The 26,028-nt window shown below is 70.5% G+C and carries 12 protein-coding genes; 9 read left to right on the top strand and 3 right to left on the bottom strand.

The genetic code is table 11. The features are described from left to right. Positions 1-75 precede the first annotated feature (75 nt). From AS029_RS06955 to araA, 7 genes are all read left to right on the top strand, one after another. Entirely contained in the window at positions 76-1,092 is a 1,017-nt protein-coding gene (locus AS029_RS06955; protein ID WP_058231859.1) for a substrate-binding domain-containing protein, read from the top strand. A gap of 110 nt (positions 1,093-1,202) precedes the next feature. Then, positions 1,203-2,774, top strand: a complete 1,572-nt coding sequence (locus AS029_RS06950; RefSeq protein ID WP_058231858.1) for a sugar ABC transporter ATP-binding protein — start codon at positions 1,203-1,205, stop codon at positions 2,772-2,774. Next, positions 2,774-3,811 carry an ABC transporter permease gene (locus AS029_RS06945; RefSeq protein ID WP_058231857.1) on the top strand — a complete coding sequence of 346 codons (1,038 nt, stop codon included), beginning with the start codon at positions 2,774-2,776 and terminating at the stop codon, positions 3,809-3,811. Before AS029_RS06950 ends, AS029_RS06945 begins: the two co-directional genes overlap by 1 nt. Beyond that, positions 3,808-4,860 (top strand): ABC transporter permease, encoded by a 1,053-nt coding sequence (locus AS029_RS06940; RefSeq protein WP_058231856.1) that lies wholly within the window; start codon positions 3,808-3,810, stop codon positions 4,858-4,860. Before AS029_RS06945 ends, AS029_RS06940 begins: the two co-directional genes overlap by 4 nt. 38 nt (positions 4,861-4,898) lie before the next feature. After that, complete coding sequence (locus AS029_RS06935) at positions 4,899-5,618, top strand: L-ribulose-5-phosphate 4-epimerase (protein ID WP_228375897.1); 720 nt, start codon at positions 4,899-4,901, stop codon at positions 5,616-5,618. Further along, the gene (locus AS029_RS06930) at positions 5,615-7,222 is read left to right on the top strand and encodes a xylulokinase (protein WP_058231855.1); all 1,608 of its coding nucleotides are present in this window, start codon (positions 5,615-5,617) and stop codon (positions 7,220-7,222) included. Before AS029_RS06935 ends, AS029_RS06930 begins: the two co-directional genes overlap by 4 nt. Positions 7,223-7,264: 42 nt before the next feature. Then, entirely contained in the window at positions 7,265-8,776 is a 1,512-nt protein-coding gene (araA, locus tag AS029_RS06925) for an L-arabinose isomerase (protein WP_058231854.1), read from the top strand. Between the two features lie 596 nt (positions 8,777-9,372). Here araA and AS029_RS06915 read toward each other — a convergent pair. From AS029_RS06915 to AS029_RS06905, 3 genes are all read right to left on the bottom strand, one after another. Beyond that, a complete protein-coding gene (locus AS029_RS06915; protein WP_082642201.1) occupies positions 9,373-12,303 on the bottom strand; it encodes an immunoglobulin-like domain-containing protein in 2,931 nt (976 codons plus the stop codon). 264 nt (positions 12,304-12,567) lie between these two features. Continuing rightward, positions 12,568-15,942, bottom strand: a complete 3,375-nt coding sequence (locus AS029_RS06910; protein WP_139168044.1) for a family 43 glycosylhydrolase — start codon at positions 15,940-15,942, stop codon at positions 12,568-12,570. 36 nt (positions 15,943-15,978) lie between these two features. Beyond that, entirely contained in the window at positions 15,979-19,182 is a 3,204-nt protein-coding gene (locus AS029_RS06905) for a LamG-like jellyroll fold domain-containing protein (RefSeq protein ID WP_058231850.1), read from the bottom strand. A gap of 337 nt (positions 19,183-19,519) precedes the next feature. Between AS029_RS06905 and AS029_RS16875 the strand changes: the two genes are divergently transcribed. After that, on the top strand, positions 19,520-22,222 hold the full coding sequence (locus tag AS029_RS16875) for a LamG-like jellyroll fold domain-containing protein (RefSeq protein ID WP_139168043.1): 2,703 nt from the start codon (positions 19,520-19,522) through the stop codon (positions 22,220-22,222). A 129-nt stretch (positions 22,223-22,351) separates the two neighbouring features. Further along, positions 22,352-25,942: a LamG-like jellyroll fold domain-containing protein gene (locus tag AS029_RS06890; RefSeq protein ID WP_058231848.1), complete on the top strand. Its 3,591-nt coding sequence runs from the start codon at positions 22,352-22,354 to the stop codon at positions 25,940-25,942. Positions 25,943-26,028 lie beyond the last annotated feature (86 nt).

Genomic DNA, 26,028 nt, shown 5'->3' with positions numbered 1-26,028 from the left:
AGGAGTGCTGCCCCCAAAGCTGCACAGCATCCCTCTCCAACCCGAACGCTGGAGAGATCTCAAGGAGGAGAACAAATGACCATTTCGAAGCGCATGCGCGGCGTCGTCGGACTGATCGGTGCGGGCGCTGTCGCCCTCAGCCTCGCCGGCTGCGCCGGTGGCTCCGGTTCGGGCGACGAGAACGCCGACGCGGGCGGCTCCGGCGACGGCCTCACCACCGTCGGCTTCGTCGCCGTCGGCCCCGAGGGCGGATGGCGTAACGCCAACGAGCAGGCCGTGAAGGACGCCTTCACGACCGAGGCCGGCTTCGACCTCAAGTACGCTCCGGCGGCCAGCCCGAGCGACCAGAAGTCGCAGCTCGACGCCTTCACCACCTTCGTCAACGACGAGGTCGACGTCATCCTGCTGACGGCCACCGAGGCCTCGGGTTGGGACTCCGCGCTCGAGCTCGCCAAGGAGGCCGAGATCCCCGTCGTGCTCCTCGACCGCGGCGTCGACGCGTCCGACGACCTGTACGTCACGCGCATCGCCCCCGACAACAAGCAGGTCGCGGCATCCGTCGGCTCGTGGGCCGTCACCGCCTTCCCCCAGGGCGCGAAGTACTTCGTGCTCGAGGGTGTCCCCGGCCTGTCGGTCGTGAACGAGCGCAACGAGGGCTTCGACGCCGAGGTCGGCTCCGCCAGCGGCTTCACCAAGGTCGGCGCTCAGACCGCCAACTGGAAGACCGACGAGGGCAAGTCCGTCATCGAGACCGTCCTGAAGGCGAACAACAACGACATCCAGTTCATCTTCGCTCAGAACGACGAGATGGGCATCGGCGCCGCTCAGGCCGTCTCCGCTGCCGGTCTGACCCCCGGCACCGACGTCAAGATCGCCACCATCGACGGCACCAAGGGTGCTCTCGAGGCCCTCGCCGCCGGTCAGCTGAGCTTCGTCGCCCAGTACAACCCCTTCTTCGGTGACACCGCCGTCGACGCCGTGCAGAAGGCCCTCGCCGGCGACACCGTCGAGAAGGAGATCATCGTCAAGAGCGCCACGTTCGACTCGCCCGAGGCGGCCGACAAGGCTCTCGCGGACGGCCTGGGCTTCTAAGTCCGGTCCTACCGCTCGACGCACCAATAAAGGAGCGGGGGTCGCCCGCCTGGGCCGGCCCCCGCTCCGCATTCCCCACCCGCTCCGTACAGCGAGGAAGTTCGTCAGCGATGACAGAATCCCTACCGATCGTCGAAGTCCGCGGCGCATCGATCACGTTCCCCGGCGTCAAAGCCCTCGACGAAGTCAACTTCCGACTCCTGCCGGGAGAAGTCCACACCCTCATGGGTGAGAACGGCGCGGGAAAGTCCACGCTCATCAAGGCGCTGACCGGCGTCTACCAGATCGACTCCGGCTCGATCCTCATCTTCGGTGAGGAGCGCCGGCTGACCGGCACGGCCTCGGCGCAGGCCGCCGGCATCTCGACCGTGTACCAAGAGGTCAACCTCTGCACCAACCTCACCATCGGCGAGAACGTCATGCTGGGCCACGAGGTGCGCGGCCCGTTCGGCATCAACTGGCGCGCCACCCACGCCCGCGCCAAGGAGGGCCTGACCCGCATGGGTCTCGGCCACCTCGACACGCGCGCCCCGCTGTCGTCGATCTCGATCGCCCTCCAGCAGCTCGTGGCCATCAGCCGCGCGATGGTCACCGACTCGAAGGTGCTCATCCTCGACGAGCCCACCTCGAGCCTGGATGCCGCCGAGGTCGAGGTGCTGTTCACGGTCATGCGTCGCCTCCGCGACCAGGGCGTCGCCATTCTCTTCGTCTCGCACTTCCTCGACCAGGTCTACGCCATCAGCGACCGCATCACGGTGCTGCGCAACGGCGGTTTCGTCGGCGAGTACCTGACCCGCGACCTCGACCGCACGCAGCTCATCTCGAAGATGATCGGCAAGGACATCGAGGCCCTTCGCGCCCTCGGCTCCAACCGTCAGGTCGACGCCCGCGACCGCAGCGAGACCCCCGTCTACGCCGCCGAGGGCCTCGGGCGCGCCGGAGCCCTCGCTCCCACCGACATCGAGATCCACAAGGGAGAGGTCGTCGGCTTCGCGGGCCTGCTCGGTTCGGGCCGCACCGAACTCGCCCGCCTCATCGCCGGTGCCGACCGCGCCGACTCGGGCACCGTGCGCCTCAAGGGCAAGAAGGTCAACGTCAACTCGCCCGTGACGGGCCTGAGCAACCACATCGCCTACTCGACCGAGAGCCGTCGTGACGACGGCATCATCGGCGACCTGAGCATCCGCGAGAACATCATGCTCGCTCTGCAGGCCAAGCGCGGATGGCTCCGTCGCATCCCCGCCAAGGAGGTCGACCAGCTGGTCGCCACCTACATGGAGCGCTTCAGCGTGCGGCCCAACGACCCCAACCGTCCCATCCGTCTGCTCTCGGGCGGCAACCAGCAGAAGGTGCTCCTCGGCCGCTGGCTGGCGACCGACCCCGAACTCCTGCTGCTCGACGAGCCCACGCGCGGCATCGACGTCGGCGCCAAGGCCGACATCCAGGAGACCGTCGCCGAGCTGGCCGAGGCCGGCATGAGCGTCGTCTTCATCTCGTCCGAGCTCGAAGAGGTCGTGCGCCTGTCCGAGCGCATCGTGATCATGAAGGACCACGAGAAGGTCGGCGAGATCGTCAACGGCCCCGACGTCACGGCGGAGCGCGTCGTGTCGATCATCGCGGCGGAGTCCGAAGAAGAGGCGGAGGCCCAGACCGCGGCCCTCGCCGAAGGAGAAACCCACTGATGTCCGCTTTCAAGTCGCTGCTGCGCACTCCGTGGTTCTGGGGCGTCATCGGCATCGTGCTGCTGCTGTCGCTCAACGTCATCAAAGACCCGACCTACCTGGCCATCGGCATCAACCCGACGACCGGTCTGCTCGCGGGCAACCTGCTCGACATCCTGCGCGTCTCGGCGCCGATCATCATGATCGCCCTCGGTATGACCTTCGTCATCGCCACCAAGGGCATCGACCTCTCGGTCGGCTCGATCATGGCGGTCGGCGGCGCCGCGGCCATGGAGCTGCTGCGCTCGCTCAACGCCTCGACCTCGTTCGGCGCCATGTTCATGGCCATCGCCCTCGCGCTGCTGCTGGGTGCGGTGCTCGGTCTCGTGAACGGCCTGCTGGTGTCGATCGTGGGTCTGCAGCCCTTCATCAGCACCCTCGTGATGATGCTGGCCGCCCGCGGTATCGCCCGCGTGATCACGGGTGGTCAGAACACCAACTCGCAGAACCAGCCGTTCCAGCAGATCGCCAACGGCCAGGTGCTCGGCCTGCCGATCAGCTTCGTCGCCGCCATCGTCATCGTCATCGTCGTGACCGTGATCATGCGCCGGACCGCCCTCGGTCTCATGATCGAGTCGATCGGTGTGAACCCCGACGCGAGCCGCCTCGCCGGCATCCGTCCTCGCCCCATCCTCATCACGGTGTACGTGCTCTCGGGCATCCTCGCCGCCGGCGGTGGCCTGTTCACGGTGTCGGAGGTCATGACCGTCGACGTCTCGGGCACCGGTTACCAGATGGAGCTCGACGCGATCCTCGCCGTCGTCATCGGCGGCACCTCCCTCGCCGGAGGCAAGTTCTCCATCCTCGGGTCGACCGTCGGGGCGTTGCTCATCGCGACCCTCAACAAGACCGTGCTCTTCCTCGGCGTCTCCGCCGCGGCGACCCCGGCCTTCAAGGCCATCGTCATCGTGCTGCTCGTCCTGCTGCAGTCCGAGCGGGTGAGGACCTTCGTCCTCCAGGCCGGACGCCGCCGTACCCGTAAGGAGGTCGTCGCATGAGCGCGACCGTCTCACCCCCGTCGCCCTCGCACGGCACCGAAGTCCCGGTGCGGGGCCTGGCGATCTCCCGCATGTGGGGTCGCAGTCAGTCCGCCATCCCGACGCTGGCCGCCGTCATCCTCCTCGTCGCGATGCTCGTGTACGCCGAGCTCGCCTACGGTCGCGTGTTCCACGCCGGCACGATGTCGAGCCTGCTCGTCAGCTTCGCGCCGACGATCATCCTGGCCGTCGGCATGACGATCGTCATCCTCTCGGGCGGCATCGACCTGTCGGTCGGCGCGGTCGTCGCCTTCACCTCGGTGTCGGGCGTCATGCTGATGAACATCGGCGTGAACGGCTGGCTCGCCGTGGTGCTGATGATCGTTTTCGGTGCCCTGTTCGGACTCGTCTCGGGCGTGCTGATCCAGTACTTCAACGTGCAGCCGTTCATCGCGACCCTGGCCATGATGTTCCTCGCGCGTGGTCTGGCATCCATCCTGTCGACCGTTCCCGTGCAGGCGCCCGAGGATGCCCCGATCCTGGCGCTCGCGACCGACTGGAAGCTCTACGACGGCCCCAAGACGAACGACCTGGTGCTCACGCCCGGCTTCTTCGTCGCCGTGCTCGTCGTCGTCGGCGCCTTCGTGCTGCTGCACCGCACCCGCACCGGCCGCACGGTCTACGGCATCGGCGGCGCCGAGAACTCGGCGCAGCTGATGGGTCTGCCCGTCGCCCGCACCCGCGTGTTCATCTACGTGCTCAGCGGCGCCCTCGCCGGTCTCGCGGCCGTCGTCTACACCGCCGAGGTGGGCGGCAAGGCCCAGAACGTCACCGGAATCGGGTGGGAACTGGATGCCATCGCCGCCGTCGTCATCGGCGGAACGCTCCTGACCGGCGGTGCCGGCTACGTGCTCGGCTCGGTCGTCGGTTCGCTCGTGCTCGCCGCGCTCGCCATGATCATCACGAAGGACGGCGGCATCCGCCCCGAGTACCTCACGATCATCACCGGTGGCATCCTGCTCGCCTTCGTGCTGCTGCAGCGCGTGCTGACCGCGCGTCGGCGAAAATGAGCACCGTCGTCGACCCGCACCCCCGCAAGGAGAACACCGTGGCAGCGTCTTCTGCTGACATCACCCCCGACGTCCAGGCATCCATCGATCGCGTCCGCGAAGACGTCGCCCGGCTGCACGCCGAGCTCGTGCGGTACAACCTGATCGTGTGGACCGGCGGGAACGTCTCGGGCCGCGTGCCCGGCGCCGACCTGTTCGTGATCAAGCCCTCGGGCGTGTCGTACGACGACCTGGCGCCCGAGAACATGATCCTGTGCGACCTGAACGGCGACGCGATCCCCGGTACCCCCGGGAGCGAGCGCAGCCCGTCGAGCGACACCGCGGCGCACGCCTACGTGTACCGCAACATGCCCGAGGTCGGCGGTGTGGTGCACACGCACTCCACCTACGGCGTCGCGTGGGCGGCGCGGGGTGAGGAGATCCCCTGCGTCATCACCGCGATGGCGGATGAGTTCGGCGGGCCCATCCCGGTCGGTCCGTTCGCCATCATCGGCGACGACTCGATCGGTCGCGGCATCGTCGAGACCCTGCGGGGCCACCGTTCTCGCGGCGTGATCATGCAGAACCACGGTCCGTTCACGATCGGCACGAACGCGAAGGATGCCGTGAAGGCGGCCGTCATGCTCGAAGACGTCGCCCGCACGGTGCACATCGCGCGCGAGGCGGGGCCGCTGATCCCGATCCCGCAGGACAAGATCGACGCCCTCTACAACCGCTACCAGAACGTCTACGGCCAGAACACGGACGCCCGCCGGTGAGCGCCGCGACCACCTCGGCCGCCGAGGTCATCTCGTCGGGGCGCGCAGCACTCGGCATCGAGCTCGGCTCGACGCGCATCAAGGCCTGCCTCGTCGACGCCGACGACCCCACCCGCGTGCTCGCGACCGGTTCGCACGCGTGGGAGAACCGGTACCGCGACGGCAACTGGACCTACGCCCTCGACGACGTCTGGACGGGGCTCCAGGCCGCCTACGCGGCGCTGGCCGCCGACGTGCAGCGCGAGCACGGCGTCGCGATCGAGACGCTCGCCGCGGCCGGCGTCTCGGCGATGATGCACGGCTACCTCGCCTTCGACGCCGACGACGAGCTGCTCGTGCCCTTCCGTACGTGGCGGAACACCTCCACCGAGCGCGCCGCCGGCGTGCTCTCGGAGCTGCTGGGCACGAACATCCCGCTGCGCTGGTCGATCGCGCACCTCTATCAGGCGGTGCTCGACGAGGAGGACCACATCCCCGACGTGGTGTCGTTCACCACCCTCGCGGGCTACGTCCACGAGAAGCTCACGGGGCGCCGCGTGCTCGGTATCGGCGACGCCTCCGGGATGTTCCCCATCGACGTCGCGACCAACGACTACGACGCCGAGATGATGGCGAAGTTCGACCGTCTCGTCGCCGAGCGCGCGCCGGGCCTGGAACTGCGGTCGCTGCTGCCCGACGTGCTGGTCGCCGGCGAGTCCGCCGGAGAGCTGACCGCCGAGGGCGCGGCCCTGCTCGACCCGTCGGGAGCCCTGCGCCCCGGCGTGCTGTTCTGCCCGCCCGAGGGCGACGCCGGCACCGGCATGGTCGCGACCAACTCGGTCGCGCCCCGCACCGGCAACGTCAGCGCCGGTACGAGCATCTTCGCGATGGTCGTGCTCGAGCACCCGCTCGACAGCGCGCACGACGAGCTCGACCTCGTCACCACCCCGGCCGGCGACCTCGTCGCGATGGTGCACTGCAACAACGGCGCCAGCGAGCTCGCGGCATGGGTGGGTCTGTTCGAGCGGTTCGCCGCGATAGCCGGCGGCACCCTCGACCCCGACGAGGTGTTCGAGGCGCTCTTCGTCGAGTCGCTCGACGGCGCACCCGACGCGGGCGGCCTGCTGGCCTACAACCACCTGGCCGGCGAGCCCATCGCGGGTCTGCCGGAGGGGCGGCCGCTGTTCGTCCGCACGCCCGACAGCCGTCTGACGCTGGCGAACTTCATGCGCGCGCAGCTGTACGGCGTGTTCGGCACGCTGGCTCTCGGCATGCGCGTGCTCGCCGACGAGGGCGTGCAGCTCGACCGCATGTACGCTCACGGCGGCGTGTTCCGCACCGCCGGAGTCGCTCAGCGCTTCCTCGCCGGCGCGCTGGACGCGCCCGTCGCGGTCGCCGCGACCGCCTCCGAGGGTGGCGCGTGGGGAATCGCGGTGCTCGCGGCCTTCGCCGCCGACACCGCCGGCGACCCGCTCGACGCCTACCTGACCGACCGCGTCTTCGCCCAGACGAGCTTCGACTCCATCGATCCCGACCCCGAAGACGTCCCCGGATTCGCCGCGTATCTCACCCGATACCGCGCGGGGCTCGCCATCGAGCACGCCGCGATCGCGGCGACGCACTGACCGAGGCTCCCGCCTCTTCCACCACCCAAAAGGAATACCCGCATGACCCGCACCCCGCTCAAGAACGACCTCGATGGCTACGAGGTCTGGTTCGTCACCGGCAGCCAGAACCTCTACGGCGAAGAGACGCTGAAGCAGGTGGCCGAGCAGTCGCAGGCGGTCGTCGAGGGGCTTTCCGGACTGCCCGTGAAGGTCGTCTGGAAGCCCGTGCTGAAGGACTCCGACAGCATCCGACGGATGGCGCTGGAGATCAACGGCCGCGACGACGTCATCGGCGTGATCGCGTGGATGCACACGTTCAGCCCGGCGAAGATGTGGATCTCGGGCCTGGACGCCCTGCAGAAGCCGCTGCTGCACCTGCACACGCAGGCCAACGTCGAGCTGCCGTGGAACGACATCGACTTCGACTTCATGAACCTCAACCAGGCCGCCCACGGCGACCGCGAGTTCGGGTACATCCAGACTCGCCTCGGCGTTTCGCGCAAGACCGTCGTCGGGCACGTGTCGAACCCGGCCGTGCGTCAGCAGATCGAGGACTGGGAGCGCGCCGCCGCCGGCTGGACCGCCGCCCGCACCCTCAAGCTCGCCCGCTTCGGCGACAACATGCGCTTCGTCGCGGTCACCGAGGGCGACAAGACCGAGGCCGAGCTGCGTTTCGGCGTGCAGGTCAACACGTGGGGCGTGAACGAGCTGGTCGAGGCCGTCGAGGCGGCATCGGATGCCGACATCGACGCGCTCGTGCAGGAGTACGTCGACAGCTACGACGTCGTCGACGAGCTGCTCCCCGGCGGTGCGCGCCACCAGTCGCTGCGCGACGGCGCGGCGATCGAACTGGGCCTGCGCTCGTTCCTCGAGGAGGGCGGCTTCGGCGCCTTCACCACGTCGTTCGAAGACCTCGGCGCGCTCAAGCAGCTGCCCGGTCTCGCGGTGCAGCGCCTGATGGCCGAGGGCTACGGCTTCGGCGCCGAGGGCGACTGGAAGACGGCGATCCTCGTGCGCGTCGCGAACGTCATGGGCGCGGGCCTGCCCGGTGGCGCTTCTCTCATGGAGGACTACACCTACGACCTCGTTCCGGGCTCGGAGCGCATCCTCGGCGCCCACATGCTCGAGGTCTCGCCGTCGCTGACCACGAAGAAGCCGCGCCTGGAGATCCACGAACTCGGCATCGGCGGCAAGGACGACCCGGTGCGCCTGGTCTTCACCGCCGACCCCGGTCCCGCCCTGGTCGTCGCGATGAGCGACATGCGCGACCGTTTCCGCCTGACCGCGAACGTCGTCGAGAACGTCGGGGCGCCCGACCTGCCGAAGCTGCCCGTGGGCCGCGCGGTGTGGAAGCCCGCCCCCGACTTCGCCACCTCGGCCGCGTGCTGGCTCGCCGCGGGAGCCGCCCACCACACCGTCATGACGACGGCCGTGGGCATCGAGGTGTTCCGCGACTTCGCCGAGATCGCCAAGACCGAGCTCGTCGTCATCGACGACGACACCACGGTCCGCGGCTTCCAGAGCGAGCTGCGCTGGAACCAGGCCTACTACCGCCTGGCCCAGGGCCTGTAAGAACCCATCGTCCCGGGCGCCGCACTGCCCCGGGGCGATGCGGCACTCGCGCGTTCCGTTCGCTCGGAGCGCGTGCCGCGCGCCGGCTCCCCCCGGCGCACGGATCGTGCCCCGGACTCGTGGTGGCGGTGGGCCGCCGCAGAGTCCGGGGCACATCTGCGTTCAGGGGCGGGATTCGCGCTCGGTTGGCGGGTTTTGGGCGGGCTTCGGGCTCGGCCAGTGGTTTCGGGGCGGGATTCGCGCTCGGTTTGGGCGGGGTTCGCCGCGCGGTCAGTGGTTTTGGGGCGGGATTCGCCGTTCGGGGCGGATTTTTCTCGCCCCGAACGGCGGAACTCGCCCCGAACGCCGGGAAAGTCCCGGGCGGAGCGGTGGGGGCCGCGGCGCAGCGCACGACGCCGAGTCACGGCAACGGCACACGGCACACGCACGGCAGCGGCACACGCGCGCCGACGCACGACGCCGACGGCACGCGCGCCGGCACGCGCGCCGGCACACGCGCGACGGCACACGACGCGCGCCCGGGAACGACACAGGCCCCGGTGGAGGGGGATTCCACCGGGGCCTGGACCGTCACGTGGGGGTGACGGTGCGGGGGGTCAGCTGCAGGACTTCGCGGCGTAGGCGGCGGTGACCGTCCCCGTCGCCGAGCCCTGGGTCACGGCCACCTTCGCCTCGCCGGCCGGAACCGACGCGGAGCGGGTGGCGAAGACCGCGGAGGTGGTGGCACCCGCGGCCAGGGTCGTGTTCTTCGACCCGTAGGCCGACGTCATCGCGAGCGAGGCCGAGGCGTCACCCGTGTTGGTCGCCTTGACCGCCAGCTGCACCTTGCCCGCGATGCAGCGGGCCTCGGCCGTGAAGGTGACCTTCACGAGCGAGCGGACGGTGACGGTGGCCTCGACCGGCATGCGCGAGTCGTCCTGCGCGATGCCCGACACCGTGAAGGTGCCCGGGGTGCTGTACTTCGCGGCATCCACGGCATCCCACTTCACGTCGGCCGTCTGCACCGAACCGTCGACCTTGGTCAGACGGGCCTGAGCGGGCAGCACGGGCGCGGTGCCGGCGTCGGTGGCGACGTCGATGGCATCCACGGTCTTCACCGCGATGTTCGGGGCGTACGCCTCGAGCACCTTCTGGTACTCGGCGCGGGTGACGGGGATGACGGTGCCGTGACGCGGCTTGCCGCCGTCGGCGTTCTGCGGCAGGCCCTGACGGAGCTTGCTGCCGAGCGCCTGCCAGCTGCCGGCCTTGTCGAGGTCGTTCGTGCCGAACGGCACGTAGTGGTTGGGGCCGCCGTGGTAGTTCGGCTGGTCGATGAAGAGGAACCAGTCGAGGTTGTTCACGTCGCCCTCGTTGGCCGCGAAGATGTTCGCGCCCTCACCGCTGGAGTAGGTGCCACCCGGCTCGCCGTTGGGCAGGCCGCTGGCGACGCGCTCCTCGACGAGGGTCCACTGGTTCGCCGGTCCCGAGGTGCCGGGCAGGGTGCCCGAGATCGTGGCCAGCAGGTCGGTGGACTTCTCGTGGCGGATGGTCATGCTCGCCTCGTCCTTGGTGAAGCGGTGGTAGACGCCGTCCTTCTTCGCCACGGTCGAGTCGATGAGGCCCAGGCCGTTGCCGCGACGCACGTCGCTCCACACCTTCGCGTCCGAGAAGGTGACGAAGTCGTCGGTGGTGGCGTACATCATGCGGTTGTAGGTCACGCCCGTGCGGTCGGCCACGTTGGTGGTCGGGTAGAGGTTCGAGGCCCAGAACACCACGAAGGTGTCGAGCTCCTCGTCCCAGTAGGCCTCGGGTGCCCAGGTGTTGCCGGCGAAGTCGCTCGACACCTTCACGTGGCGCTGCTCCGACCAGTTCACGAGATCGTCGGACTCCCAGACCTCGATGTACTTCGAGCCCGAGATCTGCGCGGTCGTGAAGCCGCCGGCGAGGCCCGCGACCTTGAGGTCGGTGGCGATCATGTAGAACTTGTCGCCGTGCGGGGCGCGGATGATGAACGGGTCGCGCAGACCCTCGGTGCCGACGGTGGAGCTGAAGATCGGCTTGCCCTGGTTGAGGGTGTTCCAGGTCAGCGCGTCGTTGCCCTTCGAGGCCGCGATGCTGACGCGCTCGGCGCCGTCGCCCTCACCCGTGAAGAACGTCCAGAAGTACGCCTCGGTCTTCTGCGACCCGCCCGGCATGGGCTGGATGCGAGCGGTGAAGCTGCGGCTCGAGGTCGCCGAGCCGTTGGTGGCGGTGGCGGTGAGCTGCACGTCGACGGCGGCGGAGCCCGCGGCCGGACGCTTGACCTCGACGGTGCGCGCGTTGTCGCGGACGCCCGCGCGCAGCTCGGCGTTGGCCGCGCCCTCGGGAGCGATCGACCAGGCGATGCTCGAGCCCTCGGCGCCGGTGGTGGGCACCGAGAAGTTGCCGCGGATGTTGTCGAGGTTGCGGATCGACACCGCGGCGAGGTCGCGCGAGACCTTCTCGGTGTCGGAGAGCTGCTGCGTGACGAGCACGGGGTAGGTCTGCGTGCGCGTCTCGGAGCCGACCGTGAAGGTCGCCGTGAGGGTCACCGCGGCGTCGCCCGCACCGGCGGCCGGACGCGTCACCTTGGCGGCGCCACCCGTGATGGCGATGGCAGGGTTGTTCGAGGTCCAGCTGACGGTCGCGCCGGCGCTGGTGGTGGGGACGGTGAAGTCGGTGAGGGCCGAGGTCGGCACGCTGACGCCGGCGACGGCGCGGTCGAGCGCCTGCGCGTTGTAGAGCGCCTTGACGTCGGTCTCGCTGAGGGCCGAGGAGTACACGGCGTAGTCGTCGACGAGGCCGCTCCAGCCCGCGTCGGGGTAGGTCGAGCGGCCGAGGTACGACACGAGCGACGATCCGAACGACGAGACGTCGCGCGCGATGGCGTTCTGCGCGATGCGCGTGCCGTTGATGTAGACGCTCAGCTGGCCCGTGGTGCCGCTGATCACCGTGGTGTAGAGGCTGAGCCCGGCCGGGGTGCGCACGCCGGAAGTGGCGGCGTTGGACGCGCCGGGGCCGACCTCGGTGCCCCAGGGGGCGCCCGCGTTCACGGTGTTGGTGACGACCGACTTGACGTAGCCGCTGGGGTTGGCGGGGTTGAGCAGCCAGTAGCCCGACGAGAAGTTCGCGCCCGAGGCGACGGGTGCGCCGATGAAGGCCGCCGCGACGTTGCCGTTGCCCGAGCGCGGCGAGAGCCACGTTGAGATGGTGAGGTCCTTCTTGCCCACGAGGCCCGCGGTGGGGATGTCGAGGTAGGCCGCGGTGCCGGCCGAGCCGCCCGGCAGCGACAGGGCGCCGCCGGTGACGGAGCCGCCGCTCTGGCGGATGGTGGCGTTGTAGTTGTTGCCGCTGGTGTCGGCGACGCTGCTGCCGTCGGCGCTGTCGAAGGAGTAGTGGATCAGCGGCTGCGGCCCGTCGGCCGCGTGGGCGGCCGTCGCGGTCGCGCCCAATCCGGTCAGGGAGACGGCCACCGCGGCCGAGACGGCCAGGCCCTTTCTCCACAGGGGTGTACGTGTGCGCGTGCGCATGAGGGGGCGTCCTTGCTCTCGGGTGACGCGATGGAGCGTTCCCGATTCCGGACGACAACGTCAGGGGCGCCGGGGCACGCGTCTTCGCGGTGTGCAGGTGACCGATCGCTCGGTCGGAGTGCGCTCATGTTACCGAGAACATTCGATGAGGACAAGATGCGCTGGGCCGGAGTATCCCGCAGCATCCCGAGAGCGCAGAGCACGTGTGAAAGACGAAAGGGGTGCCCCCGGATCGGATCCGGACGCACCCCTCTCGCTCATCTCCTAGCCGCAGCTGCGCGCGGCGTAATCGGCCGTCGCGGCACCGCCGGAGCCGGCAGCGGTCGCCGTGATCGACCCCGCCGCCAGGTTGGGCGTGCGGGTGGCGAAGGTGACCGACTTCGTCTTGCCCGCGGCCAGGCCCGTCACGTCGGTGCTGCCGAAGGGCGACACCACCCGGGCGTCCAGCGCGGTGGTTCCGGTGTTCGTCACCGTCGCCACCAGCGTCGCCTTGCCCGAGATGCACCGGCTCGACGCCGCGAGCTGCACGGTCGGCTTCACGGGCGCGGTGACGGTGACCGTCGCGGTGACCGTGCGGTTGGCCGGGGCGAGCCACTCGGCATCCGTCATGTCGAGGATGGGGGTGTCGTCCTGGCGGAAGTAGACCATGCGGATACCGGAGTCGCGACTGCCGTTCTGCGTCGCCTTCGCGTGGAAGACGTTGAGCAGGTTGCCGTCGTCGTCGTAGGTGTACGAGTTGTGGCCGGGACCCCAGTTGTTCGCGAAGGCGCCCTCGTAGCTCCAGATGGTGCTGTTGCGCAGGTTCCACACCGCCGGGTCGAGCAGGTTCGCGCCGGAGGCGGCGGTGAGCAGGCCCACGCCGTACGTCCAGTCGACGCCCGACCCCGAGAAGGTGATCATGACCTTGCCGTCGCGCTGGATGACGAAGGGGCCCTCCACCACCGGGGTGGTGTTGGTCGACCAGCCCTTGTCGGGGAACGCGACCGTCGACCGCTCGCTGGCGAGCTGCCAGCTTCCGGACGCCTTCGTCGTGACCTTCGCGATCTTGAGCACGGCCGGCCCCGTCGAGGGCGCGACCACGCGCTCCGACCACATGACGTAGTCGGTGCCGCCGTCTTCGAAGTGGGTCATGTCGAGCGTGATGCCCTGGCCGTACGTGGTCAGCGGCTGCCCGGCCTGGTCGACGACGCGCTGCGGGGCCTCCCAGTCGGCGCGGGTCAGGGGATTCCCGCCCGGCTTCAGACGCATCGTGTAGGCCTGCACGCCGGCCCACCAGTTGGCGCTCTCGGCGTTGGCGGCGAACATGATGTAGAGGTCGCCGTCGATGACGTGCAGCTCGGGTGCCCACAGCTGCGCGTTGACGCTGTTGCCCGAGAGGCCGGGTCCGAGGATGCGGTTGTCGGTCGCGCTCGAGATCCCGCCGATGGTGTCGGACTGGCGGATGAAGAACTCGTCCTGACCGGCGTCGTCGGTCGCGATGTACAGCCACGTCTTCTGCCCGTTCGGCAGCGTGTATCGCAGCACGTGCGGGTCGGCGCGGTTGGCCACGAGCGGGAAGTTCGTGTCGGTGCGCTGCAGCGTTCCGGTGGCCGTGTAGGTGCCGGGCTTGCCGGTGTCGACCGCCGAGGTGTCCCATGTGACGCCGAAGTCGTGGGTGCCGCCGTCGGAGTAGTCGGCGGTGACTTTCGCGGGCAGCGCGAGCGCGTCGCCGGTGGTGAGACCGACGGCCTCGGGGGCGCGCACGCCGGTGTTGCGCACGCGTCCGAGCAGATCGGATGCCGAGCGGGCCTCGGCCGCGGTGACCGGGATGGCCGTCGCGTTCTCGGCGTAGGCGACGCCGGTGGTCGCGGAGCGTCCGCCGGGCTGCTGTCCGGCGCCCTGCGCGGTGACGGTCTGGAACGCGGTGGTGGTTCCGGTCAGGGCGGAGCCGGCTGCGCTCGTCCACACCACGCGGTAGGCGCTGACGCGGGCGTCCCATTCGGCCGACACGGCACCGGTCGTGCCCTGACCGGGCAGCGGCAGCAGGCCGCGCTCGGTCCAGGTGACGAGGTCGGGCGAGGTGAACACGAGCGCTCCCGCGGCGTCGGCCGCGCCGGCGGCGTTCATGCGCCGCGCGATGAGGCCGTATCCCTGGTCGCCCTCGAGGCGGAACAGGTAGGGCGACCCGAGATAGCGGGTCGTGCCGTTGGACTGCTCGGTCATGCCGGTCGAGGTCGCGTAGACGATGCCCGCGCCGCTGTTGAGCGGCGTGTACGTGGTGCCGTCGCTGCTGAGCGCGAGGTGCCCGCTGCGGGTCACCTCGGGGTCGTCGCCGCCGCGGGTGTTGCGCGAGGTCGTGTAGGCGGCCAGGCGCGAGGCGCCGGCCTCGGCGATGCGCACCGGGATCTCGGTGGTGGCGGCGTCGGCTCCCGAGCCGACGACGGCCTTGAGGGTGGCGTCGGCGAGACCGGTGGCGGGGGCCGAGGCGATCGCGCCGTTCGCGACCGAGCCGGCGCCCGACACGTGCGACCACGCCACGGGCAGGCCCTGCGCGGTCGTCGGCAGCACGTAGCCGTTCTCGAGCACCGACGGCAGCACGAGGGCGGCGGCGGCCTTGGTGGCCTGCTCGGCGGCGCTCGCCGGGGGCAGCACGGTGACGGTGAAGGTGCGGGTGGCGGTCTTGCCGCGCACCGTGGCGGTCGCGGTGAGCGTGACGTCGGTGCGGCTGGCGGGTCGGGTGACCTTGCCGTCCGCGGCGACGATGCCCGAGGGCGACGACGTCCAGGTCACGCCGCCCGTCGTGGGCAGCGACAGGTCGGTCTCGACGGCCGACAGGTTCTGCGCGTTCGCGCCGGCCAGGTCGATGGATGCCACGACCTCCGACGCCGTGGCGGTGGCATCCGTCGCCGAAGCCGCGGCGATGTCGGTGGCCGACAGGGCCTGGTTGTACACCCGGAACGACGAGACGCCGCCCTGGTAGAGCGAGTCCTCGGTGTACGCGCTGCGGCCGATGTAGTTCATCGTGTGCGTCGTGAGGTCGCTCAGCGCGGTGGTCGAGTCGGTCTTCTGCGCGACGAGGGCGCCGTCGATGTAGAGCTTCAGCGTCGAGGTGGCGGCGCCGGCGTTCTTCTCGATGGTGGCCGCGACCGACTGCCAGCGCCCCTCGGCCAGCTTCGTCGACGAGGTGACGGTCTGCTCGCCCGCCCAGTTCGTCTTCGAGATCGCCAGGCGGGGGGCGACGGGCTGGATGAAGAACTGTCCCGTCGCGGCGTTGCCGGATCCGCCGATGTTCCACAGGAACTTCGCGCCCGAGAGGGCGGTGGGGCTGGTCTCGATGATGATGGTCGCCGCGCTCTGCCCGGCAAGCAGGTTGTCGGGCAGCTTCACGTGGTTGGCGCCCGTGAACTGCATCGATCCGCCGCGCCACGCGGCGCCGCCGACGACCGCGGCGTCGCGACCGGCGCCCGAGGCGTCGCGCACGACGGTGCCGCTGGTCTCGGAGAAGTCGTACGACGCCACGAGCGATGCGGGCTCGGCGGCGCTCGCCGCCGAGACCCCGACGCCGCTGACGACGAGGGCGAAGCCGAGCGCGCTGGAGATCACCCCCGCGCAGCGTCTACGGAAGGCGCCGCGGGCGGGCGCGCTGGTCTTACGGTTCACGTCAGTGTCTCCTCTTCGTCGAGATGAGTCGTTCGGTCATTTGCACGAGGTGGCGCGGTAGTCGGCGGTCACCGTGGTGGAGGCACCCTGCACGGTCAGCGTGACGCGGCCCGCGTCGACGGATGCCGCACGGGTGGCGACGATCTTGGTCACCGACTTGCCGCTCGCGACGCTGCCGGTGCCGACGGTGCCGAAGGCGCTCGACAGGGTCGCGGTGAGCGGTGCGCTCCCGGTGTTGGTGACCGTCGCGAACAGCGACACCTTGCCGGCGACGCAGCGGGTCGTGACGGCCAGCTGCGCGGCCGTCGGGGCGGCCGCCACGACGATTCGCGCGCTCACGGTGCGGTGGGCCGGTGCGACCTCCTGCGCCGCGCTCAGCGAGAGGTCGAGCATGCCGTTGGCGCGCACGTTCACGGCCTTGAACCAGGTGTTGCGGTCGGGGTCGAACAGACCGCCGGCGTTCCCGCCGGTGTGCGGCTCGGGGTAGGGGCGCGCGTGGTAGGCGAGCACGAGGTTGCCGGCGGTGTCGGTCGCGAACGAGTTGTGGCCGGGGCCGGCCTGGCCGGTGCCGCCGAAGCGTCCGCCGGCGGTGTCGTTCGTGGTGAGCACGGGGGAGGGTACCTGCGTCCAGCTCGCGCGATCCTTCAGGTCGGCGTTCTTCGGGGCGCGCAGCATGCCGAGGTCGTAGTACTTGTCGACCGTGCCGCCGGAGTAGGTGAGGTAGACGTAGTCGCCGTGCTCGAGCATGAAGGGCGCCTCGACGATGCCCTGATCGGCACCCTCGTTCGTGTCGGAGGGAGTCGGCGACTGCTTGCCGTACTCCCACGGCTGGCTGAGCGCGTAGATCTCGTTCAGCCCGCCGTCGATGAGCGGCACCGTGCCCTTCGCGCCCATCTTCGTCTTGCCGACCAGCAGACGGCCGCCGTTGGGCATGACCCAGTAGCCCTGGGTCGCGCCGTTCTCCTGGCGCTCGAGGTACGACACGTCGAAGGCGGCGCCGTCGAGGATGGTCGGCTCGCCCCAGTTGGCCTGGTCGACCAGTCCGCCGGCTCGCAACGACTCCTCGGTGCCGGTGTAGGGGATGAGCACGGTGTTGTCGCACCAGCCGTTGGTGGGCGCGTAGCCCCGGTTCATGCCGGCGACGATCCACCACTGGCCGTTGATCTTGTGGAACTCCTGCGCCCAGATGTAGCCGCCCCAGCCGTAGAACGTGTTGGGGTACTGCGCCTGCTTGCCCGGGGTTCCGGCGTCGGGGTCGATGACGATCTGCTCGGGCGCGTCCTTCAGGCCGGCGATGGTCTTCGCGCGCTTGAGCCCGATCTTGCGGTAGGCGTTGGCGTCGATGAGCTGGCTGTCGGGGGCGTTCGAGGGGATCGAGTAGTGCGAACCGGTGAGGTACCAGTAGCCGTCGTCCTCGTTGAAGAACAGGTGCGGATCGGCCCGGGCGTCGTTGACCATCTGCTCGGCGGTCTGCTGCACCGTGCCGGTCACCTCGTACGTGCCGGGCGTGCGCGAGTCGATGGATGCCAGGTCGTCGGCATCCCACGTGACCGGGAGGTTCTTGGTGGAGCCGTCGTTGTAGTCGAGGGTGACGGTGGCGGGGAGGGTCGTGGCATCCACCTTCGCGCCGTTGTCGACCGCGACGTCGCCGATGGCGCGCACCCCGGTGTTCTGGAGGTCGACGTAGTTCTTGTAGAACACGTCGAACTCGGCCTTCGACAGCGAGAACGAGCTCGCCTGCGCCTGCGCGGCGAAGCCGGGCAGGCCCGTGCCGCTCACGCCGAGCGTGCGGGCGTCGGCCTTGGTCGCGACCGACGGGGTGCTGGTGCCGGTGAGCCCGTCGAGCTGGGCGACGCGTCCCTCGCCGGTGAGGTCGTCGGTCCAGTACGCCTTGTACTTCCGGCTCGCGGCGTCGAACTCGATGCGCGGGTTCTTCACGACCGATCCGTCGGAGGCGATCTTGACCGTGCGCTGGTTTCGGAAGGTGGCGCCGTCGGGGGCGTCCCAGACGTAGACGGAGTCGGTGGCGTTGTTCTGCGCCGCGACGGCGCCGAGGCCGCCGTCGGCGAAGCGCACGAGGGTGGGGGAGCCGACCTGGGCGTTGGGGTTGGCGGACTGCGAGCCATTCCACGTCGCGTAGAGGATGGCCTGCGAGCGGTTCAGCGGTTCCCAGGCGGTGGCGCCGGAGGGGCGGGCCGAGACGAACAGCGCGTCGGCGCGACGGTCGTCGTTGTAGGCGAGGGGGTCGTCTTTGACGCCGCCCGTCGTCGTGACCGTCTTGACGTAGGTGGCGATGTCGCCGCCGGCATCCAGGATCTGCGCCGACGCGGTGACGGGCTGGGCGACGCCGGCGATCGTGGCGGTCAGCTCGACCTGCACGGGACCGGTCGCCGGACGCGTGATCTTGCCGTCGGCGGCGACGAGCCCCGCCCCGGCACCCGCGGCCGACCAGGTCACGGCGTTGCCGAGGACCGACGAGGGAAGATCACCGGTGATGCGGGAGGGGATGCCGAGGGCGGCGGCCGGGTCGCTGGCCGCGGTCGCGAGTCCCAGTTCCGCCGGGGTGAGAGCGCGATTGTAGATGCGCAGGTTGTCGAGCAGTCCCGAGAAGTACTCGCCGCCGCCCCAGTTGGCCTTGCCCACCTGCAGCACGCCCCCGGATGCCCCGAGGATCTGCGACAGCGCGGGGCCGGTGGTGTTGGTCGACACCAGCTTCTTGTCGACGAACAGGCGCGCGGTCGCGCCCGAGATGACGAGGTCGACGTGCTTCCACGCCGCGTTGGCGGCGGTGGAGGCGAGGTTGCCGGCGCTGTTGCGGCTGCCGGCGTTGTCGTAGCGCTCCACGGTGATGCCGGTGGTGCGGTCGAGGAAGCCGAGGTAGTGCTCCTGCGCGTAGGTCTGCGTCGCGGCGCTGCGGGCGGCGAACACGGTCCACCCGGTGTTGCCGGTGGCGTCGGGCTTGCTGTCGTACGAGATGGTCACGTCGTTCAGGCCGGCCAGCAGCGGCGAGCCGTTCGTCTTGGCGACGTTGAGCCAGAATCCACTGCCGAGCTGCGCCGCGTTGCCGCTGACACCGGGCACCAGCCGGGCGCTGCCCTGCGTCGTGGCCGTGGCGCCCGCGCCGGTGAAGCTGGTCGTGCCGCTGTCGAACGTGAAGTCGGCGATGAGCGCGTCGTCGGCCCCGGCCGCGTGGGCGGCCCCGGGGGTCAGCAGGCTCGCGCAAAGGGCCGCGGCGGTCAAGGTGCCCCACGCGGAGGCCGCTCTGCGTCGGGTTCTCGGGCGGTCGGACGGGGTCTCGAACGGCGTTCCAGCGGGTGCGAGGCGCGTCGAAGGGGCTGCGATAGGCAGGTGCATGAACCACTCTCCATCGGGTCACTGGCCACCATTGGCGCAGTGTTATCGCTCACATTATGCATACGGATCAGCCGGTGCCAAGAGCCGTGTCGCGATCGTGATCAAAGTGCGCGCGCGCCCGGCGAGCGTCGGAACGCGCTGTTGTCTCTCGGCGAAGTGAGCGGTAACATCCTCGGAGTTCACGCTCTCCGGAGCCTGATCGTCCAGGCAAAGGAGCTCGGAGATGACCGAACATTCAACCGTCCACGCCGCCCCGGCCACCCGGTCCGTGCGCCGGCGGATGCGCACCATCCTCGGTGCGGTGACCGGTGCCGCCCTGCTCGTGGGCGGCCTCGTCCCCCTCGCCGCGGCGCCCGCCGCCGCCGAGACCGCCGTGCCCGCGGCCGGCCTCCGGGCCGAGTACGTGTTCGACGAGACGTCGGGGGCGAGCGTCCCCAACAGCGCCCCCACCACGCTCGGTGCGGCGAGCGTCGTCAACGGCACCGACGCGCTGTGGACGGGATCGTCGCTGGTGTTCACCGGCGGCGCCAAGACCAGTCCGACCGCCAGCTGGGTGCGCCTGCCCAACGACGTGCTCGCGGGCGCCCGGTCGGCGACGGTCACGATCGAGACCAAGCTCGACGCCTCGATGAAGAACAACTGGAACTTCCTCTGGAACATCGGCAGCGACTCCCCGACGCGGTCGTACTTCTCATCGGTCCGCGACAACCCGCGCACGGTCATCACGACGAACGGCGGCGGCGGCGAGGTCAACGCCCGCTCAGGCTCCGCCCTGGCGGCCGACCGGTGGTACAGCCTGACGTCGGTGATCGACGGCGGACGCATCACCTTCTACGTCGACGGCGAGCAGGTGGCATCCACCCCCACCGCGCTGACTCCCGCCGACATCACCGATCAATCCCTCAACGCGATCGGCCGCGCGCCCTACCCCGACCCGATGTACAAGGGCGAGGTGTCGACGTTCCGCGTGTACGACCGGGCGCTGTCGGCCACCGAGGTCGCGAGCGTCTCGACCGCTGACGCCTCGCTCCACGCCGACGCGCACCGCAGCGCCGCGCAGGGCGTCGTCGACGGACTCTCGGCGGTCACGATCGACGAGACCACCACGACCCTTCCCACCGCGGGCGGCCGCGTGACGTGGAGCTCGACCGACGCCGGCATCACCGTCGCCGGCGACGGCAAGACCGTCACCACGACGCTGCCCGCCGTGGGCGCGCAGCCCCGCAGCGCCACGCTGACGGCCACCGCCACGGTGCGCGGCGTCTCGGCCACCCGCGCGGTGCCCGTCACCATCGAGCCGGCCCGCGCCGCCGACGACGCCTTCGGCTACGCGATGGTGCACTTCATCGAGGATGCCAACGGCTACGCCGAGAAGATCTACCTCGACGTCTCGCGCGGCGACGACCCCGAGGCGTGGGATCCCCTGAACGGCGGCAAGCCCATCCTCGCCTCGCAGCTCGGCACCACCGGCGTGCGCGACCCGTACCTGACCTACAACCCCGAGACCAAGACGTACTACATCATCGCCACCGACCTGCGGGTCTTCGGCGGCGACCGCGGCATGGGCAGCTGCACCGAGTGGTGCTACTGGTCGTCGCAGGGCAGCACCAAGCTCAACGTCTGGGAGTCCACCGACCTCGTCACCTGGAGCGACCTGCGCCAGTTCGACGTCGCGCAGTCCCCCGCCGGGGCGAAGGTCGCCGAGCTCGGCATGGCCTGGGCGCCCGAGGCGACCTGGGTCCCCGGCTACAACGCCGACGGCAGCGGAGCGTTCGTCCTGTACTGGTCGTCGACCGTCTACGGCAGCTCCGCGCACACCGGCTCGACCTACTCCCGCGTGCTGTGGGGCGCGACGACCGACTTCACCCAGCAGACCTACCGCTACGGCGGCACCATGATCGACACCGGCGGCAACGCCATCGACACCACCGTCATCCAGAACGACGGCAAGACCTACCGCGTCACGAAGGACAACGCGTTCGGTCGCGGCATCTACATGGAGTCGACCACGGCGACGGACTGGTGGAAGCCGACGACGGCGTGGACGACCGTGCAGGAGCGCATCGGCGCGAACTACGCCGGTGGCAACGCCGGCGGCGTCGAGGGCCCCGCGGGCTTCCAGCGCCACGGTGAAGACGAGTGGTATCTCTACGTCGACGTGATCCCCTCCATCGGATACCGCCCCATGCAGACGACGAACCTCGACGCCGGGTTCACCCCGCTGGTGTCCGACACGTTCTCGATGGCGCCCAGCACCAAGCACGGCGGGATCGTCCCGCTGACGTTCGGCCAGTACGACGGGATCCGCAAAGCGGATGCCGCGGCGGTCGTCGCCACCGACCTCGGCGACGCCACCGTGACGCAGGGCGCGACCGCCGCCTCCATCACGGCGGCGCTGCCCCGCGAGGCGCAGGTGACACTGGCGTACGGCCGCGGCACGGCCGCCCAGCCGGTGACGTGGAAGCTCGACGGCGTGGATGCCACCCGCCCGGGCACCTACCCGGTCACCGGCACGGTGCGCACGATCGGCGCGAACCTCAACCAGTGGGTGGGCGCGGGCGGATCCACGGCGTACAACGCCGCCGACCGCCGCCTGTTCAGCTCCACGGCCCTCACCGTCACCGCCGACGTCGTCGTGACCGCCCCGGCGCTGACCGTCACGGCCGCGGCCGAGACGCGGTGCGTCGCGGGTAAGCCCGTCATTGCGGCGCGCATCACCAACGGCGGCACCGAGACCGTCGCGCTCACGGTCGCCTCCCCGCACGGCTCGAAGACGATCGCGTCGCTCGCCGCGGGCAAGACCACGAGCGTGACCTTCACCGCGCGGACCACCCCGCTCGCCGCGGGCGAGGTCACCGTCACGGCGAAGGCCGGTTCGGCCACTACCACGGTGACCGCGCCCTACGCGGCGATCACCTGCCGCTGATTCGATGAGGCCACCGGGGTCGCCCCTCGCCCGCGCGGTGGGCGGCCCCGGGCCACCGACGACCCGTCACAGACGACCGGTCGTCGACGACCCGTCACCGACGACCCCTCGACGTCGAGAAAGAAGTTCATGGTGAGACCGAAAGGCCCTCTCGCGATCCTGGTGGCCGCGAGCCTGACGACGGGGGCGCTCACGATGGGCGCCGCACCGGCCGCCGCCGCGATCCCCCGCCCCATCCTCTCGTACGATTTCTCGACCTCTGCGGGCATCGGCTCCGGCGTCGCAGCCGGGGGCACGGTCGCCGACACCGCCGGCACGCACGCCGGAACCGTGCGGGGAGCCGGAGCGACCGTGGTGGCCGGGCCGCGAGGCTCCGGCGACAAGGCGCTGCGCCTGCCGGGCGGATCGGCGGGCTCCGCGGCTGCGTTCGTCGAGATCGCGCCGGGACTGACCACGGCCGCCACCACCGACGTGACGATGTCGGCGTGGATGCGCTGGGAGGGCGATCAGAGCTGCGCCTGGGGCTACACGCTGGGCCAGTCGTCCGACCGCTACCTCTTCACCACCCCGCAATGCGGCGGGCGCCTGATCGGCGCCGTGAAGGCCGGCAGCGAGCAACGCGCCTCCGATGACGCCCCCGCCGCGGTCGGCCGCTGGTCGCACGTCGCCGTCGTGCTGCGCAGCGGCGTCAGCGTCTCGACCTATGTCGACGGCGAACTGGCCCAGACGACGCCGACGTCCGCGACCGGCGCCGCGACCGTGGGCACCTCGACGTTCTCGGGCCTGCTCGGCAAGTCCTTCTACGGACCCGACCCCTTCTTCATCGGCGCGCTCGACGACGTGCACGTCTACGACCAGGCCCTCACTGCGGCACAGGTCAGAGAAGACGCCGCGCCCGCCGCGACCGCCATCGCCCGCGCCGACGCCGATGCCGCGCGCCCGCCGGTCTCGGGCACCGTCACCACCGACATCGCCCTGCCCACCACGGGCGCGGGCGGGTCGACGGTGACCTGGACGAGCAGCAACCCCGCGGTGATCGACGCCTCCGGCAAGGTGACCCGCCCCGCGGCCGGTTCACCCGACGCCACCGTCAGCTTGACGCCGACCGCCTCCTTCGCCGGGGCAACGGCGACCGGTGCCACCGCGACGGTCACCGTGCGTGCCGACAGCGAGGCGGATGCCGCCGAGCGCCTGCGCACGGCGCTCGTGGTGCCGCCCGTCGTCGCCTCGGGCACGGCCCTGCCCGGGGCGAGCGGGTACAGCATCCAGTGGAGCGCCGATGGCGCGGCCCTCGGCTCACCCGTGCTGACCAACTCGACGGCATCCGATCAGGTGCGTCGCATCACCGCGCGCGTCGCCGTCGGGGCCACCACCGTCGAGAAGACCTTCTCGGTCACCGTCCTGAGCGCCTCGACGGGCCGCCAGCTCGTCTCGTACACCCGCAACGCCACGGGCGAGCGCAACGCCAACCACGACTCCGTGGCGCACAGCCTGCACCTCGCACTCGGCTCGTCGGTCGACGACGCGGCCCCGCTGTACAAGAACGGCGGCGTGGTCTTCGCCGAGGGCGAGTTCTTCGCCGTCGACCGCATCGACCACCGCGGCATCTCGAATCCGTCCCTCTTCACCTTCGCCGACGGCACCATCGGCGTCATCGCGACGCGCGTGCTGCAGTGGGGAGCGGCCGACGGCACCGAAGCCTCGAGCGCTCTGGTGTTCAAGGCGCGCGACGCCGCCGCCACCGACTTCGACGAGCTCGGTCTGATCGATCTGGGCACGACCGGCGGCGTCGTCGCCCCCCGCGCCGTCTGGGACTCCGCCGACAAGCGGTACGTCGTGTCGTGGACGGATGCCGCGGGCGCGGCGAAGTCGACGACGGTCACCGACCTCGCCCGCACCGAGATGCGCCCCGCGCCGTTCTGGCCCGAAGACGGAGGCACGCGCCCCTGGGTCGTCACCGAGGGCAACCGGGGCGAGGCGCGCTCCGGCGGGGCCCTGACCGTGGCATCCCCCGATCTCTCCGGCTTCGCCCGCCGTGTCGCCGACGCCCGGCCCGCCGGCACGCTGGCCGTGTCGGCGGCGACGGCGAAATCGCTGACCGACCGGCTCGGTCGCGTCGTCAACACGGCAGTGACCGTCGACCCGCAGACCATCGCGCCGGGGGGCACCGCCGCCCTCGCCAAGACGAAGGCGAAGCTGGCGTACTCCGACGGGTCGAGCGCGCAGCTGGGGATCGACTGGAACACGCAGCAGCTCGACAAGCTGGCGACCGCGGCGCCCGGCACCTATACCCTGTCGGGCACCGTGCGGCAGCGTGAGTACGCGGAGCCCTTCGCGTACAACCGGGCCGACCCGACGATCTACCGGTACGAGCGCGACGGCAAGACCCGTTACCTCTTCATCGCCACCGACGACACGAACAACAACAACATCGCGTCGGCACACCTGCCGATCCGCGTCGCCGACACCATCGATCAGCTCGCCGACGACAACGGCGGACGCAGCCGCGAGGTGGACCTGCTCAACCGCTACACCCGCGGCGACCGCACCACCGACGGCCGCGTGATCGCCGGCTGCTACTGGGCGCCGGAGATCCACGAGATCGGGGGCAAGCTGTCGATCCTCTTCGCGCCGTGCTTCAACCCCTCCAACCCGCAGTCCAACGAGGGCGGGCAGTGGTACACCGTGCAGGCGCACATCATGCAGCTGCGCGACGGAGGCGACCCGGGCAACCCGGCCGACTGGTCGCGGCCGGCCGCCGTCCTCAAGGGCGACGGCACGCCGCTCGGCCGGGCGGACTTCGGGCGCAACATCAGCCTCGACATGACGTACTTCGAATCCGGCGGAACCGCGTACTACGCCTGGTCGCAGCGCTACACCCCAGAGGGGGCACCCATCAGTGACCCCGCGACGTGGATCGCCAAGGTCGACCCGGCCGACCCGACCCGTGTCATCGGCACGCCCGTGCCGATCATCGTCCCGAGCATGTCGTTCGAGGAGCGTCTCGCCGAGGGCGCCTTCGCCATCCAGCGCAACGGGCGCATCACGCTCGTCTACTCGAGCGACGGCGTGAGCCCGAAGTACATCGTGGGCGGTGCCTGGGCCGACGAATCGAGCGACCTGACGAACATCGACAGCTGGCACAAGTACGACATGCCCCTGCTCAAGAGCGAGCCGATGCCGGCGGGTGTGACCGACTACCGCACCTATGAGCAGGGCCCGGGCCACGGTGCCGTCACCACCGACGAAGACGGGAACGACCTGTACGTCTATCACACGTGGGGCGACGGCGTCGGCGGCAACGGGCGCGACACCCGCATCACCCGCATCCACTACGCGGCGGGTGACCGGCCCGTCTTCGACATGACGCGCGACGAGGAGGTGCTGCCCTCGCTGCGCACCGTCACGACGACGGTCACGGTGACCGCCCCGCTGAGCGTCGCGGCCACCGCGGCGACGCGCTGCGTCGCGGGCAAGACGACGCTCGTGACGACCGTGAAGAACACGAGCTCGGTCGCCGTCGACGTCACGCTCGACACGGCGTGGGGCAAGAGGGCGATGGGTTCCGTCGCCGCCGGCGCCACGGCAACGGCCGCCGTCGCCACCCGCTCCGCATCGGTCGGCGCCGGGTCGGTCGGGGTCTCGGCCACCGCGGTGGTCGACGGCAGGTCGGTGTCGACCCAGGCGTCTGCCACCTACGCGGCGCGATCCTGCGGCTGACCGGCGAACCGGGAGGACGTGTGCGCGGTCTCGGCCGCGTCCTCCCGCGCGACGGGGTCGTCGCACCCTTTGAGTGAACCGCGTTC

Source organism: Microbacterium enclense, assembly GCF_001456955.1.
GTDB lineage: Bacteria > Actinomycetota > Actinomycetes > Actinomycetales > Microbacteriaceae > Microbacterium > Microbacterium enclense.
Note: the sequence above shows the minus strand (reverse complement) of the source record. Positions and strands in the feature narration are given on the sequence as shown.